Origin of the sequence: Streptomyces sp. SID8352 (genome assembly GCF_009862265.1) — a bacterium.
GTDB lineage: Bacteria > Actinomycetota > Actinomycetes > Streptomycetales > Streptomycetaceae > Streptomyces.
The window spans coordinates 267,293-283,533 of record NZ_WWGX01000043.1; the positions used below are offsets into that span (position 1 = coordinate 267,293).

14 protein-coding genes are annotated in these 16,241 nt (G+C 76.6%); 3 read left to right on the plus strand and 11 right to left on the minus strand.

What is annotated here, in order from left to right:
* The first annotated feature begins 1 nt into the window (after position 1).
* Entirely contained in the window at positions 2-1,315 is a 1,314-nt protein-coding gene (locus GTY84_RS15535; protein ID WP_161226845.1) for an MFS transporter, read from the plus strand.
* A gap of 179 nt (positions 1,316-1,494) precedes the next feature.
* On the opposite strand, the gene GTY84_RS15540 is transcribed toward GTY84_RS15535, so the two are convergent.
* The 5 genes from GTY84_RS15540 to GTY84_RS15560 are packed head-to-tail and all read right to left on the minus strand — an operon-like array spanning position 1,495 to position 7,304.
* On the minus strand, positions 1,495-2,793 hold the full coding sequence (locus GTY84_RS15540; protein ID WP_161226846.1) for an LLM class flavin-dependent oxidoreductase: 1,299 nt from the start codon (positions 2,791-2,793) through the stop codon (positions 1,495-1,497).
* Positions 2,790-3,869 carry an LLM class flavin-dependent oxidoreductase gene (locus tag GTY84_RS15545; protein ID WP_161226847.1) on the minus strand — a complete coding sequence of 360 codons (1,080 nt, stop codon included), beginning with the start codon at positions 3,867-3,869 and terminating at the stop codon, positions 2,790-2,792. The genes GTY84_RS15540 and GTY84_RS15545 overlap by 4 nt, the downstream gene beginning before the upstream one ends.
* Before the next feature lie 41 nt (positions 3,870-3,910).
* Positions 3,911-4,672 (minus strand): amino acid ABC transporter ATP-binding protein, encoded by a 762-nt coding sequence (locus tag GTY84_RS15550; RefSeq protein ID WP_161226848.1) that lies wholly within the window; start codon positions 4,670-4,672, stop codon positions 3,911-3,913.
* The gene (locus tag GTY84_RS15555) at positions 4,669-6,450 is read right to left on the minus strand and encodes an FAD/NAD(P)-binding protein (RefSeq protein ID WP_161226849.1); all 1,782 of its coding nucleotides are present in this window, start codon (positions 6,448-6,450) and stop codon (positions 4,669-4,671) included. Before GTY84_RS15555 ends, GTY84_RS15550 begins: the two co-directional genes overlap by 4 nt.
* On the minus strand, positions 6,447-7,304 hold the full coding sequence (locus GTY84_RS15560; RefSeq protein ID WP_161226850.1) for an amino acid ABC transporter permease: 858 nt from the start codon (positions 7,302-7,304) through the stop codon (positions 6,447-6,449). The genes GTY84_RS15555 and GTY84_RS15560 overlap by 4 nt, the downstream gene beginning before the upstream one ends.
* 614 nt (positions 7,305-7,918) lie before the next feature.
* Here GTY84_RS15560 and GTY84_RS15565 point away from each other — a divergent pair.
* Positions 7,919-8,818, plus strand: a complete 900-nt coding sequence (locus tag GTY84_RS15565; protein WP_237532306.1) for an ABC transporter substrate-binding protein — start codon at positions 7,919-7,921, stop codon at positions 8,816-8,818.
* A 394-nt stretch (positions 8,819-9,212) separates the two neighbouring features.
* Here the strand turns inward: GTY84_RS15565 and GTY84_RS15570 are convergent, their stop codons facing one another.
* From GTY84_RS15570 to GTY84_RS15595, 6 genes are all read right to left on the minus strand, one after another.
* Positions 9,213-10,151 (minus strand): NAD(P)-dependent oxidoreductase, encoded by a 939-nt coding sequence (locus tag GTY84_RS15570; RefSeq protein ID WP_161226852.1) that lies wholly within the window; start codon positions 10,149-10,151, stop codon positions 9,213-9,215.
* Positions 10,148-11,314 carry a cytochrome P450 gene (locus GTY84_RS15575; RefSeq protein ID WP_161226853.1) on the minus strand — a complete coding sequence of 389 codons (1,167 nt, stop codon included), beginning with the start codon at positions 11,312-11,314 and terminating at the stop codon, positions 10,148-10,150. Before GTY84_RS15575 ends, GTY84_RS15570 begins: the two co-directional genes overlap by 4 nt.
* A 448-nt stretch (positions 11,315-11,762) precedes the next feature.
* Positions 11,763-13,241, minus strand: coding sequence for a class I adenylate-forming enzyme family protein (locus GTY84_RS15580; RefSeq protein WP_161226854.1), 1,479 nt, complete (start codon positions 13,239-13,241; stop codon positions 11,763-11,765).
* Positions 13,241-13,981, minus strand: a complete 741-nt coding sequence (locus GTY84_RS15585; protein WP_161226855.1) for a glycosyltransferase — start codon at positions 13,979-13,981, stop codon at positions 13,241-13,243. The genes GTY84_RS15580 and GTY84_RS15585 overlap by 1 nt, the downstream gene beginning before the upstream one ends.
* Positions 13,978-15,006 carry a ketoacyl-ACP synthase III gene (locus GTY84_RS15590; RefSeq protein ID WP_161226856.1) on the minus strand — a complete coding sequence of 343 codons (1,029 nt, stop codon included), beginning with the start codon at positions 15,004-15,006 and terminating at the stop codon, positions 13,978-13,980. Before GTY84_RS15590 ends, GTY84_RS15585 begins: the two co-directional genes overlap by 4 nt.
* A 163-nt stretch (positions 15,007-15,169) precedes the next feature.
* Positions 15,170-15,730 (minus strand): hypothetical protein, encoded by a 561-nt coding sequence (locus GTY84_RS15595; RefSeq protein WP_161226857.1) that lies wholly within the window; start codon positions 15,728-15,730, stop codon positions 15,170-15,172.
* A 147-nt stretch (positions 15,731-15,877) separates the two neighbouring features.
* On the opposite strand from GTY84_RS15595, the gene GTY84_RS15600 reads away from it, so the two are divergent.
* Entirely contained in the window at positions 15,878-16,237 is a 360-nt protein-coding gene (locus GTY84_RS15600; RefSeq protein WP_161226858.1) for a hypothetical protein, read from the plus strand.
* Positions 16,238-16,241 lie beyond the last annotated feature (4 nt).

Here is a 16,241-nt window from a genome sequence, read left to right on the forward strand (position 1 = left end):
CATGGCGGAGCCCACCGCCCCCACCGGGGCGGACACCGCGAAGCCCCCCGGCCCGCCCCGGTCCCTCTGGCACCACCGGGACTTCATGGTGTTCTGGACGGGGGAGGCCCTCTCCCTCTACGGCACCCAGATCACCAACCTCGCCCTCCCGCTCACCGCCGTCCTGGTCTTCGACGTCGGGGCCGAACAGCTCGGCCTGCTGCGCTTCGCCCAGCTGGCGCCGTTCCTCGGGCTCGCCCTGGTCTTCGGCGTCTGGGTGGACCGGGTGCGCAAGCGGCCCGTGATGCTCGGCGCCAACCTGGTCCGGATGGTGCTCATCGGGCTGGTGCCGCTGCTCCACCAGTTCGACCTGCTGACCCTCCCCCTGCTGTACGCGCTCGCCCTCGGCGTCGGTGTGGCCACCGTCCTCTTCGACGTGAGCTGGATGTCCTACGTCCCCGTGCTGGTCAGGGACCGGCAGAGCCTGCTGGAGGCGAACAGCAAGCTCAACGCCACCCTGTCCTCGGCCGACATCGCCGGGCCGGGGCTCGCCGGCACCCTCGTCAGCGCCTTCTCGGCCCCCTTCGCGATGACCGCCAACGCCGTCTCGTACGCCGTCTCGGTGGTGTCCCTGATGGTCATCAGGACGCCCGAACCGGTGCCCGAGGCCCCCGCGGAGAAGCGGCGGCTGCGCGTGGAGCTCCTGGAGGGCCTGCGCTGGGTGTTCGGCAACCGGTGGCTGCGCGCCATCGGGCTCGTCGGCTGCGCCTGCAACTTCCTGCTGACCATGGTGCAGTCGCTGTTCCTGCTCTACGCCGTGCGCGACAAGGACCTCTCGGCCGCGGCGGTCGGCTTCGTGATGGGCGCGGCGGCGGTCGGCGGACTGCTCGGCGCGCTGGTCTCCGGCAAGGTGGTGCGCACGCTGAGCGTGGGCACCGCCTACCGGGTGTCGGTCTCGGTCATCTTCCTCGGACCGCTGCTGGTGCCCGCCGCCGGCGGCCCCCGCTGGCTGCTCCTGGGCATGTTCGTGGCCTCGTTCTTCCTGGAGTACTTCGGCAGCAGCGTCTCCAACGTGCTCATCGTGAGCCTGCGCCAGACCATCACCCCGCAGCACCTGATGGGCCGGATGACGGCCGCCATGCGGATGCTGCTGTACGGCGGCGGCGCGCTGGGCGGCCCCGTCGGCGGTCTGCTGGCGGTGGCGGCCGGGCTGCACGGCGCGCTGTGGATCGCGGGGCTGCTCTCCGCGGCCATGCTGGTCCCGATCCTCCTGTCGCCGGTCGGCACCCTGCGCGCCATGCCCACCGGGCCGGAGGACAGCGCCGTCGCCGCGTGAGAGGAGCCCCGCCGCCGGGCAGCGGCGGCGGGGCTCCCCGGTCCGCGTACCCCGGTCCGCGTACCCCGGGCAGGGGCGGCCGGACGGCGCCGTGCCGCTGGTCACCGGGCCTCGCGCCCCGGTGCCCGGACCCGGCCGGGGGCGCCCCGTCCCCGGGACGCCCGCCCGTCCCCGGGAGGTCAGTCCGTGGGCGCGGTCGGCGCCAGACCGAGGTGCGACCGCAGGGTGCCGCCCTCGTACGCGGTGCGGAACACCCCGCGCTCCTGGAGCAGCGGCACCACCCGGTCCACGAAGTCGTCCAGCCCGCCCGGCGTCACCTGCGGGACGAGGATGAAGCCGTCGGCGGCCTCCCGCGCCACGAAGTCCGTCAGCTCGGCGGCCACTTCCTCCGGTGTGCCGATGAAGGACTGGCGGGCGCTCGCCTCGATCACCGTCTGCCGGATGGACAGCCCCTTCTCCTGCGCCAGCGCCCGCCACTTCTCGGCGGTCGCGAGGGCGTCCCCCCGCCCGGCCCGCCCCTGGGTGAGCTGCGCGCCGGGCACCGGGTCGAAGCCGGGCAGCGGCCCGTCGGGGTCGTACCCGGAGAGGTCGGCGCCCCACACCTGCTCCAGCGCCAGCAGCGCGGTGGCCGGGGAGATCTGCCGCCGCCGGATCTCCGCCGCCCGCTCCCGCGCCTCGGCCGGGGTGTCCCCGAGGACGACGGTGACCCCGGGCATGATCTTCAGCTCCTCCGGACGGCGACCGTACGCCGCCAGGCGCCGCTTGACGTCGGCGTAGAAGGCCCGGCCCGCCTCCAGGGTGCCGTGCCGGGTGAAGATCACGTCGGCCGCCGAGGCGGCGAACTCGCGGCCCTCGTCGGAGTCCCCGGCCTGGATCAGCACCGGCCGGCCCTGCGGGGACCGCGGCAGGCCGAACTCGCCCGCGATGTCGAAGTGGTCCCCGCGGTGGGCGAACGGGCCGGGCTCTCCCCCCGGCGTCCAGGAGTCCCAGACCGCCCGCGCGGCGGCCACCGCCTCGGCGGCCCGGGTGTAGCGGTCGGCCCGGTCGAGGAAGCCGCCGCGGCGGAAGTTCTCCCCGGTGAAGGCGTCGGAGGAGGTGACCACGTTCCACGCGGCCCGGCCCCCGCTCAGGTGGTCCAGGGTGGCGAACCGGCGGGCGAGTTCGAAGGGCTCGTTGAAGGTGGCGTTCACCGTGGCCGCCAGCCCCAGCCGTTCGGTCACGGCGGCCAGGGCGTTCAGCACGGTGAGCGACTCGGGGCGGCCCACCACGTCGAGGTCGTGGATGCGGCCCTTGTGCTCCCGCAGCCGCAGCCCCTCGGCGAGGAAGAAGAAGTCGAACAGGCCGCGTTCGGCGGTGCGGGCCAGATGTTCGAAGGAGGAGAAGTCGATCTGCGAGCCCGACCGGGGATCGGTCCACACGGTGGTGTTGTTGACGCCGGGGAAGTGCGCGGCGAGGTGCATGGTCCTGCGGACGGTCATGGGGTCCCCCCGGTGGCGGCGTACTGGTTGGCGGGCCGGGCCAGGCCCAGGTGGTCCCGGAGCGTGGCGCCCGGGTAGAAAGTGCGGAACAGGCCCCGGTGCTGGAGCAGGGCCACGGTGCCGTTGACGAGCCGCTCCAGGTCGCGGTGCGGCTCGGCCGGACGGAAGTGGAAGCCGTCCACGGCGCCCTCCCGGTGCCAGGCGATGACCAGTTGGGCCAGGTCGACGGGCCCGCCCCGGTACCGGGGGCCGTGCGGGGTGGGCCGGGGGCCGCCCCCGCCGTGGCCGGGAGCGGCGGCGCCCTCCCCGTCCCCGAGGTCGACCTCCAGGCTCGCGAGGACCCGCAGGCCCTCCGGGTCGCGCCCGTGCGCCGCCGCCGAGGCCCGCAGCTCGCCGCGGACCGCCGCGGCCTCCCCGGGGTGTGCCGCCCGCACCAGGGCCACGTCGGCGTGGCGGGCCGCGACCGCGCGGGCCGGGCGCTCGGTGGCGTCGACCACGCGCACCGGATGGCCCTGGGGCGGGCGCGGCACGATCGAGGGACCCCTGACGGAGAAGGAGGCGCCGCTGAAGTCGACGTGGTGCAGCTTGTCCCGGTCGACGAAGCGGCCGGTGGCGGCGTCCCGGATCTCGGCGTCGTCCTCCCAGCTGTCCCAGAGCCGGGCCGCCGCGTCGGCGACCTCCCCGGCCTCCCGCCACAGCGCGTCGGCGGGCGCGGCGCGGCGGCGGCCGAAGAGGCGGGCCTCGCCCTCGGTGGTGGACACGTCGATCCGCCACCCGGCCCTGCCCCGGGAGACCCAGTCCAGGGTGGCCACCGCGGCCTGGACGTGGAACGGCTCGGTGTGGGTGGTGGTGACCGTGGGCACCAGCCCGATCCGGGCGGTGTCGGGCGCCACCCGGGAGAGCACCGCGAGCGCCTCCGGCCCGGGACGGCCGAAGCCGTCGCCCAGGGTCACGAAGTCCAGGGCGCCGCGCTCGGCGAGCCGCGCGGCGTCCACGTAGGGCCCGGCGGTGCGCACCGCCGGCTGGTCCAGGGCGGTGGCCAGGTGCAGCCGTCGCCCGCTGTGCGTGGAGGTCATGGGGGACCGTTCCTTCCGTTCAGCCGTCTCGGACCGCGCGCTCACAGGACCTTGGAGAGGAACGCCTGGGTGCGCGGATGCCGCGGGCGGTCGAGCACGTCGGCGGGCGGGCCCTGTTCGACGACGCGCCCCTCGTCCATGAACACCACGGTGTCGGCCACCTCACGGGCGAATCCCGTCTCATGGGTGACGACGATCATGGTGGTGCCCCGTCGGGCCAGGTCCCGCATGACGTCCAGGACCTCGCCGACCAGTTCGGGGTCGAGCGCCGAGGTCGGCTCGTCGAACAGCAGCAGCCCCGGTTCCAGGGCGAGCGCCCGCGCGATGGCGACCCGCTGCTGCTGGCCGCCGGACAGATGGCGCGGGTAGGCGTCCGCCCGGTCGGCCAGTCCGACCCGCTCCAGCAGCCGCCGCGCCGCCTCCCCGGCCTCGCGGCGGGAGCGGCCCAGCACGGACACCGGCGCCTCGGTGATGTTCTCCAGCGCCGTCAGGTGCGGGAAGAGGTGGAAGTCCTGGAAGACGAAGCCGATCCGGGTGCGCCGGCGCAGCACCTCCCGCTCGGGCAGCTCGCGCAGCCGGTCGCCGGAGCGCCGGTAGCCGACCGGCTCGCCGCCGACCTCGATCAGCCCCCGGTCCGGCTTCTCCAGGTGGTTGACGGTGCGCAGCAGCGTGGACTTGCCCGAGCCGGAGGGCCCCAGGATCACGGCCACCTCTCCGGCGCGGACCGTGAGGTCGATGCCCCGGAGCACCGGATGCGGGCCGAAGCTCTTGTGGACGGACCTGATGTCCACCGTGAGGCTCATCGGGGGGTCTCCTCCAGCCGGGGGTGCGGGCGGGCGCCGTCCGGGGCGCCCAGCAGGGTCAGGGCGGCCCGGGCGGCCGCGTCGTTCTGGCGGAACGCCGGCCCGCCGGTGCGCGGCCGGTGGAAGCCGCTGGAGCCGCGTGCCTCGGTGTACGGGCCCAGCGCGAACCGGCGGGGGTGCGGCCGGCCGGACCGGTCGAGCAGCCGCCCGTCGGCCGGGTCCACCGCCAGCAGCCCCTCGGCGGTGGCGGCGGCACCCTCGGCGTACAGGGCGCGCAGCAGCGGATCGCGGGTCCGCTCGACGGTGGGGTCCGGCAGCCGCGCCTCGACCAGCGCGCGGGCGTCGACGGTGGCGCCGGGCACGGTGGCGGAGGCCGCCCGGAAGACGCCGTCCACGGCGGTGACGGTCATGTCGGCGCCGAGGAAGCGCAGCACCCCGGCCCGGGACAGGGCGAGCATCTGGCGCAGCCGGGGGCCGGGCGGGCCGGAGGCGAGGTGGTTGAAGAGGCCGTGCCACCCGGCGTCGGCGCCGCCGAGCCGCTGGAGCTGCCCGTAGACGGAGAGCAGGGCGAGGAAGACGGCCAGGTCGGTGCTGTGCGCGGGGTCGTGGCGCCGGGCCAGGTCGGCGCCCACGTACCGGCGCATTCCCGCCTGGAGCTCCTCGGGCGTGCCGTACCGCACCCCCCGCAGCGGCCGGTCGAGGGCCGCCAGGTCGAACCGGTCGGCCGGGTCGGGCACGGCGGCGGCGACCAGGGCGGCGCGTTCCGCCGCGCCGGCGGTGGCGTACCGGGCCTCGAAGGCGGCGAGGCCGCCGGCGGCCCGCTCGGGATGGGCGGTGAACAACCGGTGGTAGTGGGCGAAGCCCAGCTCCTTCTCGATCAGCGGCCACACGTCCCGGCGGAAGTCCGGCCCACCCGGCCGGGCGAGCAGCTCCTCGACCTGGGCGGGACCGAAGAACCGCGGCAGCGGCGGCCGTTCGCCGACGAGGCGGTAGCCGATCTTGGAGTGGTAGGGGACACCGCGCCGGGAGCCCACGTACAGCACCGGCTCCCGCCCGGAGGGACGGTAGCCGCCCGCGTGGTGGCGTCCGCCCCGGCCCTCGGTGAGCAGCACCATCAGGTCGACGAAGGCCAGTCCGAAGCCGCGCACGAGGACCGGCTCGCCGGGGCGCAGGGCCGACAGATCGCTGTCGGCGGTGAAGTCCGGTGGCAGGTGGACCAGTCCGTGGGTGCGGGCGTACGCCGCCAACTCGCGCTGTCCGGCGTCCGGTTCGGCGTCCAGATGGCCCAGGGCGAGGATGACGGCGTCGGCGTGGAGGGGCAGCGGGCGCCGGGTCAGCCACACCCGCTGGCGCCCCTCGCGGGGCCCGTCGACCCGTACCGCGCGGCAGGCGTGGCGGTGGACGACGAAGCCCTCCGGCAGGGAGGCCACGGCGCGTTCGTAGGCCCAGCGGAGATAGGCGCCCTGCGTGCGACGGCCGGCGAAGACCCGGCCGTCGAGTCCGGCCCACTCGTGCAGCGTGGGCCCGGGGCGCACCGGTCCGTCCATCTCGACGGTCTCGTCGGTGAACAGGGTGACGTCCTCGGCGTGCGAGTTCATCCACAGCAGTGGTGACTGCCGCTGCCGCCAGACGCGGCCCGCGCCCGGCGGGTACGGGTCGACGAAGTGGATGTCCAGGCCCCGGCCCGGGTACAGCAGCGGCGCGTTGGCCGCGACGCGCTCCAGGACACCGGTGCCGCGCGGCCCGGCGCCGACGACGACGAGGGAGGGCCGGCTCATCGGGTGCGCTCCGTGCCGCGCGCGTAGTGCCGCTCGACGTAGTACTGGCCGACGCCGAGCACCGAGGTGACGACGGTGTACCAGACGGTGGCCACCATCAGCAGCGGGATCACCTGATAGGTGCGGTGGTAGACGAGCTGCACCGAGTACAGCAGGTCCTGCACGGCGATGACGCTGACGATGGAGGTGCCCTTCAGGGTGCCGATCAGCATGTTCCCGGCGGGCGGGACGATGGAGCGCATGGCCTGCGGGAGCACGATCCGCCGCAGCCGCCGCCACCGGCCCAGTCCGAGCGCCTGGGCGGCCTCGGTCTGGCCCCGGTCGACGGAGAGGATGCCGCCGCGCACCACCTCGGCGGCGTACGCGGCCTCGTGCAGGGTGAGGCCGATGACGGCGACGGTGACCGGCCCCAGCAGGTCGACGGTGCGCACCCCGAGGACGCTCGGGTACAGGGCGCCGATGTTGAACCACAGCAGGAGCTGCACCAGGATCGGTATGGACCGGAACAGCCAGACGTAGCCCCAGCTCACCGCGCGCAGCACGGGGTTGGCGGAGAGCCGGAGCACGGCGAGCAGGGTGCCCAGAGCGAAGCCCAGCACCATGACGACGGCGGTCAGCCACAGGGTGAGCCAGAGGCCGCGCAGCACGGCGTCGGAGGTGAAGTAGCGGGCGACGACGTCCCAGTGGAAGGCGTCGTTGCGCAGCACCGAGGTGGCGGCGCCGCCCAGCAGGAGGAGGACGACCACGGCGGCCGTCCACTGGCCGGCCCGGCGCTGCGGGACGATCCTCGGGAGGTCCGCCCGGTCCGGGGCCGCCGGGACGGCGGCGGGTTGGGCGAGGGTGTCGGAGGGCATGGGAGGACTCCGTGGCATCGGGTCGGCCGGACGCCGCGGCGGTGCCTTCACACGGTGCGCGCACGGGGCGCGCGGTCCGCGCCCAGCGGCGCGGATACGGCCGAGCCCCTCAGCAGGGCCGTCCGCCGAGAGTACGGGGCGGTTTCGGTGCGTTGTCAACCCTGTCCACACTGTGAGCGATGCGTCTCAGGTCGTTGACGCGGACGGTGGACGCCTGCTGCACTTGACCCATGCATCCGCAGCAGTGGCTGGTCACGCGCTCCCACATCGACTTCGGTCGAGTGTGGTCCTCCTCCTGTTGAGCCGACCCCGCCGCCTGCCCTGAACTCCCGCCCCACCAGGGCGTCTTCACGCGCTTCGCGGCTTCCCGCGCTCCTGCGCGCGCCCCCTGCCTCCCGCCCGCGCCGTCCGCCCCGCGCCGCCGTCATCACACGTGTTCCCCCCCTCCCCTCGCGCCGCCCCCCGCCGTCGTCCTCAGGAGACCGTCCACCATGCGTACGCTCCCGCGTGCCCGGAACAGCCGCTGGAACAGAAGGAGTCGGAGGCCCCGCAGACCGACGGGGCCCGTGGGTACGGGGAGGTCCGGCCGTCGACTCCCGTCCCTCGTCCCGGCCCTGACCGTCCCGCTGGCCCTGCTGCTCACCGCCTGCGGCACGGGCGACCCCTCGGCCGACGCCGCCGGGGCGGGGGCCGGTTCCGGCGCGGTCCCGACCGCCGACGTCGTCTCCGGCATCGCAAGGAACGCGGCCGCGGCACGGCTGCTGCCGCCCGGCAGCGGTGAACTCACCCTCGCCGTCAGCGTCGGCGGCACCCCGCCCGGCACCACCTATCTGGCCGACGGCAGGACGCTGACCGGCCAGGACGTCGACTTCTCACGAGCCGTCGCCAAGGCGCTCGGCATCCGGCTCAAGGTCGAGCAGGCGTCCTTCGAGGCGATCCTGCCCGCCCTGGACAGCGGCAAGTACGACATCGGCGCCTCCAACTTCGGGGTCACCGAGGAGCGGCTCGGCACCATCGACTTCGTCACCTACATCAACGACGGCCAGGGCTTCGCCGCCCGCGCGGACAGCGGCCTGTCCCCGGTCACCGATCTCGTCCGGCTGTGCGGACGGAAGGTGGCCACCAGCGCGGGCACCACCTTCGAGGCCACCCTCACGGAGAACGTCCACCGGTGCGCGGAGGCCGGGAAGAAGCCGTACGAGGTGCGGACCTACAGCGAGACGGGCGCGCTCTGGTCCTCGCTCCAGCAGGGCCGCAGCGACGTGGTGATGTCCACGATCAACGGCCTGCGCTACGCCGTCGCCCACCAGCCGGGCCTGGAGTTCCTCAACGAGTTCCACCGCCTGGACGTCGGCTTCGCCCTCAGGAAGGGCTCCCCGCTGGCACCCGCCCTCCAGGCGGCGGTGAACGGGCTCATCGAGGACGGCACCTACGACAGGATCCTCAGGAAGTGGGGCACGACCGGTTCGGCCATCCCCCGGTCCGAGATCTCCCCGCCGGAGCTGAAGAGCTGACGATGTGCCGGATGGGTGGGGGCAGGGGGAACGGGCCGGTCCCCGTGCCCGGCTCCCGTGGGTCCGCGCTTCCGTCCGGTCCTCCCGGCCTCCCCGGAGCGACGGTTCGGGCCGATGCAGGCCGGCGGTGCCGCTGTCACGTGGTCCGCGGCGTTGCGGTGGCCGTGGGCGATGGGGTGGACGGCCGCCAACTGGGGCCTCTCGTTTTGGATCAGCCCGGGCAGGCGGGCCCTGGCGCCGCTCCTCGCCGCGTTGTCGTCGGTCGCCAGGGCTCCGCCCCGACTCCCTCCTCGGCCCTGCGACGCCACGGCGCCGGACCCCGCACCCTGATCCGGCCCGATCCAAACGAAAGACCCTGGCCGGGGACGCGGGTGAAGACGCCTCCGCCCTTTGGTCAACCATCAGCCGAGGTCGCCCCGGTTCCGCCGGGCACCGGGGCGCCCGCGTAGTCCGCGAGGGTGCGCGGGGCCGTCCACCCCCTCGACTCGGCCCGGCCGACGTCCAGGACGACGGAGTGCGCCAGTTGGTCCACGGCGTACCGGGACAGCACCGGCTCCGCCCTGTGCCGCACCCGGGCCAGCCGCTCGGCGGTGCCCGCCGCGGTCCGGGCCAGCGGCAGTGGCACGTGTCCGATGCGGGGCCGCACCCCGTGGGCCCGCAGCACCGCCCGGACCGCCTCGTCCCGGTCGTACGGCACGGGGTCGGCGATGTTGTACGCGCCCGGCGGCCACCCGGTGGCGAGGAGGCAGGCGTCGGCGAGGTTCTCCACCGCGGTCAGGCTGAGGCGGACGCTCGGGCCGGGCAGCAGGAGCAGTCCCCGGCGGACGCGGGACAGCAGCCGGGGCACCAGATGCGGGTCACCGGCGCCGTAGACCGCCCGGGGGCGCAGCGCCACGGCGCCCGCGGCCACCGCCAGGGCCTCTCCGGCGGCCTTGGTGCGCCCGTAGGCGTTGAGCTGCCCGCGCACCGGATGGTCCTCCGTGATCCGGGAGCGGCCGGGCCCGGGCGTGTAGACGCTGGCGCTGCTCATCCACACCACCGGCCGTCCCCCGGCCGCCTCCAGCAGCCGCGCCGTGCCGTCGACGTTGACGGCGCGCATCACGGCCTCCGCCGGTGAGCCGGGAATAGGGTCGCCCACCGCCGCCGCGCAGTGCACGACGACGTCCGCCCCCGACAGGTCCGGCACGTCGCGCGCGGCGTCCCACGGGACGTGCCGCCCGACCGGTCCGGGCCGCCTCCCCACGCACAGCACACCGAGGCCCCGGGCGGCCGCCGCGAGGGCCACGTGGGAGCCGCAGAAGCCGCCGGCCCCGGTGACGGCGACGGTGGTCACCGGACCTCCGGGCGGCCCGGGCCGACGGTGGCCCGGACGGTGAGGGAACGCCAGCCGGGCAGTGCGGCGCGCCGGTCCGCCCGCGCGCGCAGCACCGCGGGCCGGTGTGCGGCGAGCGCGGCCAGGAGGTCGTCGAGCTGGGCGCGGGCCAGCCGCGCGCCGGGGCAGGCGTGCGCTCCGGCGCCGAAGACGAGCCGGGCCGCGGCGGCCGGTGCCGGGTCCCGGGCGTCGGGCGGCCGGTCGTGGGCCCGCGCCGCGTGCCGGACCACTAGGACCAGCCGGTCCCCGGCCCGCACCGGGCACCCGCCCAGCCACGCTTCGGCCGCCGCCACCCGGGGGAGCAGCGGAGAGGGCGCGAGGACCCGCAGCAGTTCGTCGGCCAGGGCGGGGCGCAGCCCGTCGTCGGCCGCCTGCTCCCAGAGCCCCGCGTCGGCGCACCAGGCGGCGGCACGGGGCAGGGCCGCGACGGTGGTGTTGACGGCGGCGACCGCGAGGACGGCGCGCAGCGCGGGGTCCGCCGCCGTCCCGGAGACGGGCGCGAGCAGCGCCTCCAGCCGTGCCGCCGCCTCGCGGGCCGCCCGCGCGGTGCCGGGCGGGCGGGGGCCGGGCAGGTGGTCGCGCACGGCGGTGGCCGCCGCGTCGGCCGCCGCCCCGGCGATCTCCTCGGGCCCGGCGGCCGTGCCGCCCAGCAGCGCGCGGACGGTGGCCCCGGCCATCTCCCGGGCGAGCGGCACGAGGTCGACCTCCCGTGCCGCGCCGAGGGGTGCCAGACGGCGCTCCAGGACCTCCCGCCACACCGGACGCAGCCGCTCCACCCCGGCCGCGCCCAGGCCGTCGGCGACGGCGCGCCGGGTGGCGCGGTGTCCGGCGCCCTCCTGGTCGAACAGGGCCCCGCCGGCGGACAGTTCGCGGGCGGCGCCGCCGGTGGTCCCCGGGGCGGCGCGGTCCAGCGGGACGCGGGTGAGCGCCTCGCGGCAGGGCCCGGTGCCGTGCACCAGCACGGTGCCGCCGACGCGGGTGACGGCGCGGCGGCGGGTGGCGGCGAGGAGGGCGAACAGCACCGGGCGGGACCGGGTGTACACGCGCCGGTCGCGGCGCCGGGCGGCGCGGAGCGCGGCCGGGGCCGGGGTCGGGGCCGAGGGCTGGGAGGGGGCGGTGGTCATCGCGAGGTCACCCGCTTCGGTTCGGAGGGGATCCGGACGCTCCGGCCGTCCGGCGGCCGGACGGTCAGACGTGGGACCGTGCCCCGGCCTGCCGCCACCGGGCCCGGTCCGGTGTGCCCCGCGCCCGGTGGGGGGCGTCCGGGAACGGCGCGCCCGCACGTCGGCGCGGCGGACCGGCGCGGCGTGACCGGTACGCGGCGGGCGCGTGTCGGTGGCGCGGCGGGCCCGGGGCCACGCCGGACGGCGGGGGGAGGCACGGGCACGGGCTCCCGCACGAGCACGGGCACAGGTAGGGGCACAGGCACCGGCGCCCGCACGGGCGCAGGTACCCGCAGGAGCGGCGGGGCCGGGGCGACCCGATGGGCCTCCGCCGCGCTCCCGGCCCGCGCTCCGGCGCGGCCCCCGGCGGCCCCGTCCTCCCGCGCCGCCCGTCCGCCGCCCCCGGCGGTCACCGCCCTGCCCCTTCGGCCAGGCGCCGGGCGGCGAGTCGCGCGGTCGCGGCCCGGTCCGGCTTCAGGGAACGCCCCGCCAGCGGGACGTCGTCGAACAGCACCGCGTCCGGCCGGGCGGTGCCCATCCGAGCCAGCGGCCCCGCCAGGGCCGCCCGCAGCGCGGCGGGGTCGGCGCCGGGACCCGGCTGGACGACGGCGACCAGGCGCTCGTCGCCGTCACCTGCCGGAACGCCGACGAGCAGGGCCAGTTCGACCCCCGCCACGTGCAACGACGGTTCGTACAGCCCCGGATAGACGTTCTCCGCCCGCCGCAGGACCATGTCCTTGAGGCGGCCCTCCAGCACGATCCGGCCGCCGTCCAGCCGGGCCCGGTCACCGGTGGCGATCCAGGGGTCGGGCGCCTCGCCCAGGTAGCGGTCCCGGGCGGCGGGACCGGTCAGCAGCAGCTCCCCGGAGGCGCCGGTGGCGGCCCGCACCCCGGGCAGGAGCGCCCCGGCCAGGTCCCCGTCCCCGGTGAAGGCTGCCTTGTCGGCCTGCTCGACCGCCGCCGCGGGGAACAGTTCGGTCAGCGCGTACACCCCCCACGCCTCGTCGGCACCGGCCCGCTTGACCCGGGTGAGCAGTTCGGCGCCGGCCGGGGCCGAGCCGGTCCAGACCCGCCCGCCGAACCGACCGCCCCGGGCCAGGACGCTCCGCAGTCGAGGAGGTGTCAGATAGGTGGACTGCGGGGACAGGCACCGCAGTTGGCGGGAGAGAGCCCCGGGGGAGCGGGCGGGCAGTGCCACCGGCGCCCCGCTTGCCAGGGAGGGCACGAGGACGAAGAAGGTGCCGCCGAGGACGGGCCGCCCGGCCCCGGGCCGGACCAGCTCGGCCACCGTGGCCATACCGGCGGCGAGCGAGGAGCGGGTGTGCACCACGGCGCGGGGCCGGGAGGTGGTGCCCGAGGTGAACACGATGGCCGCGTCCCCGTCCCCGTCCACCGGCCGGGGCAGTGGTGTCCCCCGGACGCCCGCGTCCAGGGCCGGGGCGCAGCCCGGGAGCCGGGGGCCGACCGTGGCCACCGGTCCCAGCTCCGCCAGGTGCGGCAGCGCCAGCCGGGCCCGGCCGGCCAGCGGCCGGGCCCAGCCCGCGACGGCCTGGGCGGCGGCGTCGGCGAGGACGATGTCCGGAGGGGCCAGGGCGAGCCGGGCGCGCAGCACGTCCGGACCGGCACCGGGGTCCAGCACCGCGGCCCGCGCGCCCAGGCGGTGCACGGCGAGCATCACCGCCAGCGCCCGGGGCCCCGGCCGCAGGGCGACGCCGACGGTGCCGCCCGGCCGGACGCCACGCGCGTGCAGGGCGGCCGTACAGCGGTCCGCGAGGTCGGCCAGGTCCCCGGAGGTGGCCGTGGTCCGTACGGAGCCGGTCCGGGTGGCGCCCAGGACGGCGGGCCGGTCCGGGTGGCGCCGCAGGGTGTGTGCGAGGGCGTCGAGCATCAGCGCGGGTCCTCCCCGTGACGGCCAGGACCCTTGCCCAGGTACCAGCGGGCGGTCCCGGCCAGGCCGTACGCCCGCAGCCGCCGGCTGGAGTTCTCCACCACCATGTCCCGGGCCCGGACGATGGCGGTGGTGCGGCGGCGCACCCGGTTCAGGAAGAGCCGGTCGGTGGGGGAGGGACGGCGCGGCATCCCCCCGACGGCCTCGTACAGGGCCGCGGTGACCGCCATGTTGTTGCCCGCGTGCATCCGGTAGGGCGTCAGATAGCCGTGGCGCAACCGGTGGGCGGGGCGTATCCGGCCGAACAGGGCGGCGGCGCGGACCAGCGCGCGGAAGGCGGCCCGCCCGAGCGGCCCGTGCTCGTCGGCGCGCGCCTCGACGCGTCCGCAGACCAGGCCCGCGCCCTGCCGCAGGGCGGAGCGGGCCCCGGCCGTCCAGCCGGGGCGCGGCAGGCAGTCGGCGTCGGTGCGGGCCAGCCAGACCGCGCCGTGCCCGATCGCGTACCGGAAGCCGGTGTCCACCGCGCAGCCCACCCCCTTCTCCGGTTCGTCGAGGACGTGCACCGGGAACGGCGCCCACCGGGCGAAGTCGTGGGCGAGGGCCGCGGTGCCGTCGGTGGAGGCGTTGTCCACGACGACGAGGGTGAAGTCGCGGTCCTGCTGGGCCGCGAGCGCGTCCAGCGTGGCGCCGATCCGCGCGGCCTCCTGGTGGGCGGGCACCACCACCCAGAGCGCGGTCACGCCTTCTCCCAGACCATCGTCATGATGCTGACCCCGCCGCCCAGCCCCACGAACAGGAGCCGGTCGCCCGGACGCAGCCCCGCGTGGACGCGGTCGAGCTGCACGCCCAGCGTGGCGCTGGCCATGTTCCCGAGCGTGGGGACGGTGACCACGAGCCGGTCCCGGGGCACCCCGGTCAGCTCCACGAACCGGTCCAGATAGGGCACCGTGACCTGGTGCACCAGGACGTGCCGGAAGTCGTCCCAGTCCAGCCCGGTGCGCCGCCGCATCCGGTCCAGCACCGATGTGCCGACCTTCTCGAAGACCGCGCGCAACTCGCCGCCGTCGCCCCGGAAGTACGTGTGCTCGTCGCCCCGGGGATGGCGCGAGCCGCCGCCGGGGATGCCGCCGACCCGCCAGTGCTCGGAGTGCGTCTCGGTGTCCACGTCGACGATGCCGCCCCGCTCCACCGCCTCCAGGACGACCGCCGCGCCCGCGTCGCCGAAGGTGTAGCCGGCGAAGCCGTCCCGGAGCTGGCCCGCGCCGGACGGCGCGTGCCGCACCGCGCGGCTCGGCGTCTCGCCGGTGACGACCAGGGCCCGGCGGGCCCGCCCGGCGAGGATCATCGCCCGTGCCGTGTCGATGCCGTTGACGAAGCTGTTGCAGGCGTTGGTCACGTCCAGCGCGTGCGCCCGGGAACCGAGCGCGGCCTGCACGACGTGCGCGGTGGCCGGTTCCGCCATGTCCCGCGTGGCGGAGGCGAACACCAGCAGGTCCAGGTCGTGCGGGGCGAGTCCGGCCCGCTCCAGCGCGGTCCGCGCCGCCCGCACCGCGAGCGTCGAGGCGTACTCGCCGTCCGCGACGGCCCGGCGCGAGACGATCCCGGTGACCCGTTCGAGCACGCGGGGCGGCAGGGGGAGCCCGGAGGCCGCGGCGACGCTCTCCTGGAGGCGGCCCGAGGTCACTTCGCGCTCCGGGAGGCAGGAGGCCACCGCGATGATGCCCGCCCGGCGCTCCGACGCCGTGGCGGCGTGGTCTATGTGCATGGCCCGGATGCTAGGAGTGCCCCGGTGGGCCCCGCCTGAGTGCCGGTACTCAGACGGAGTGGGTGATCGTCCGGTCCCGCGTGCCCCGGGCGGCACTCCGCACGGCGGTCGGCGGCGGTGCCGACGCGCCCCGCGGGGGCCGTTTCACGGCGGTCGGCGCGGCTCAGTCGTGGAGCGTCACCCGGGGCAGCGGACGGCCGTCCGCGTCGAACAACGGGGTGCCGCAGTCGCAGTGTTCACCGGCCGGGGTCTCGCCGGCCGGAAGCTCCCACACCAGCAGCGACGAGCAGTCCGGACAGTCCAGGCTGACCAGGGTCTCCCCGGCGCGCGCGGTCCAGGCCCGCACGGGGAGCCCCCGGTGCGTCAGCCCGCCGGGCTCGGGGTCGGCGGTGCGCGCGACCAGGATCGCGTAGGTGTCGGTGCCGTCGTCCCGGGTCAGCAGCGCGCAGCCGAGCGGGACCAGCGCGCCGGCCAGGTGGTCGAGTTGCCGGACGGGCACGTCGCCCCGGCGCGGTGGATCGGCGTCGGCCCCGGCCGGGCGGGGGAGGGCGGCGCCGACGCCCTCCGGCGGGATGCCGAAGGCCCGTACCCGCCCGGCGACGAACTCCGCCAACTGGCCGGGGTGTTCCTCCCCGCTCCAGTCCATCGAGAAGACCACGTCGTCGGTCCGCAGCCCCCGCGCCCGCTCGCCGGGGGTCAGGACCAGTTCGGTCAGTTGTGCCATGCCGCTCACGCTACCAACGGCGCACCGGGGCCGTGCCGTCCCCGCCCGGGGCGGCGAAACCCGGTGGCCGCCCCGCCGCGGCGGTCGGTACCGTCGGCCTCCCGGCGGCCCGCACGGCGGTCCGCCCCGCCGAAGTGGAGCTCCCGAGTGACCAGCCTGTCCACGACGACGCTGTGGCGTCCGACCGGTCCCCGGGAGCTCGAACTGGTCCGGGCGTCCGGCTGGCGGGCCTGGCCGCCCAGGCTGCCCGGGCAGCCGATCTTCTATCCGGTCCTCAACGAGGAGTACGCCGTGCGGATCGCGCGGGACTGGAACGTCAAGTACGACGGCGCCGGGTTCGTCACCCGTTTCGAGGTCGGGACGGACTTCCTGCGCCGCTACCCCGTCCAGCGGGCGGGCGGCAGCACGATCCTGGAACTGTGGGTGCCGGCCGGGGAACTCGACGAGTTCAACGGGCACATCGCGGGGAGGATCGAGCTGGTGCACGAGTTTCGCGGGCACCCCTGACGGA

Bases quoted from the DNA above. Each gene is read 5' to 3' on its own strand.
- GTY84_RS15535 (WP_161226845.1), top strand. From the start codon at position 2: ATGGCGGAGCCCACCGCCCCCACCGGGGCGGACACCGCGAAGCCCCCC.
- GTY84_RS15540 (WP_161226846.1), bottom strand. From the start codon at position 2,793: ATGACCGTCCGCAGGACCATGCACCTCGCCGCGCACTTCCCCGGCGTC.
- GTY84_RS15545 (WP_161226847.1), bottom strand. From the start codon at position 3,869: ATGACCTCCACGCACAGCGGGCGACGGCTGCACCTGGCCACCGCCCTG.
- GTY84_RS15550 (WP_161226848.1), bottom strand. From the start codon at position 4,672: ATGAGCCTCACGGTGGACATCAGGTCCGTCCACAAGAGCTTCGGCCCG.
- GTY84_RS15555 (WP_161226849.1), bottom strand. From the start codon at position 6,450: ATGAGCCGGCCCTCCCTCGTCGTCGTCGGCGCCGGGCCGCGCGGCACC.
- GTY84_RS15560 (WP_161226850.1), bottom strand. From the start codon at position 7,304: ATGCCCTCCGACACCCTCGCCCAACCCGCCGCCGTCCCGGCGGCCCCG.
- GTY84_RS15575 (WP_161226853.1), bottom strand. From the start codon at position 11,314: ATGACCACCGCCCCCTCCCAGCCCTCGGCCCCGACCCCGGCCCCGGCC.
- GTY84_RS15580 (WP_161226854.1), bottom strand. From the start codon at position 13,241: ATGCTCGACGCCCTCGCACACACCCTGCGGCGCCACCCGGACCGGCCC.
- GTY84_RS15590 (WP_161226856.1), bottom strand. From the start codon at position 15,006: ATGCACATAGACCACGCCGCCACGGCGTCGGAGCGCCGGGCGGGCATC.
- GTY84_RS15595 (WP_161226857.1), bottom strand. From the start codon at position 15,730: ATGGCACAACTGACCGAACTGGTCCTGACCCCCGGCGAGCGGGCGCGG.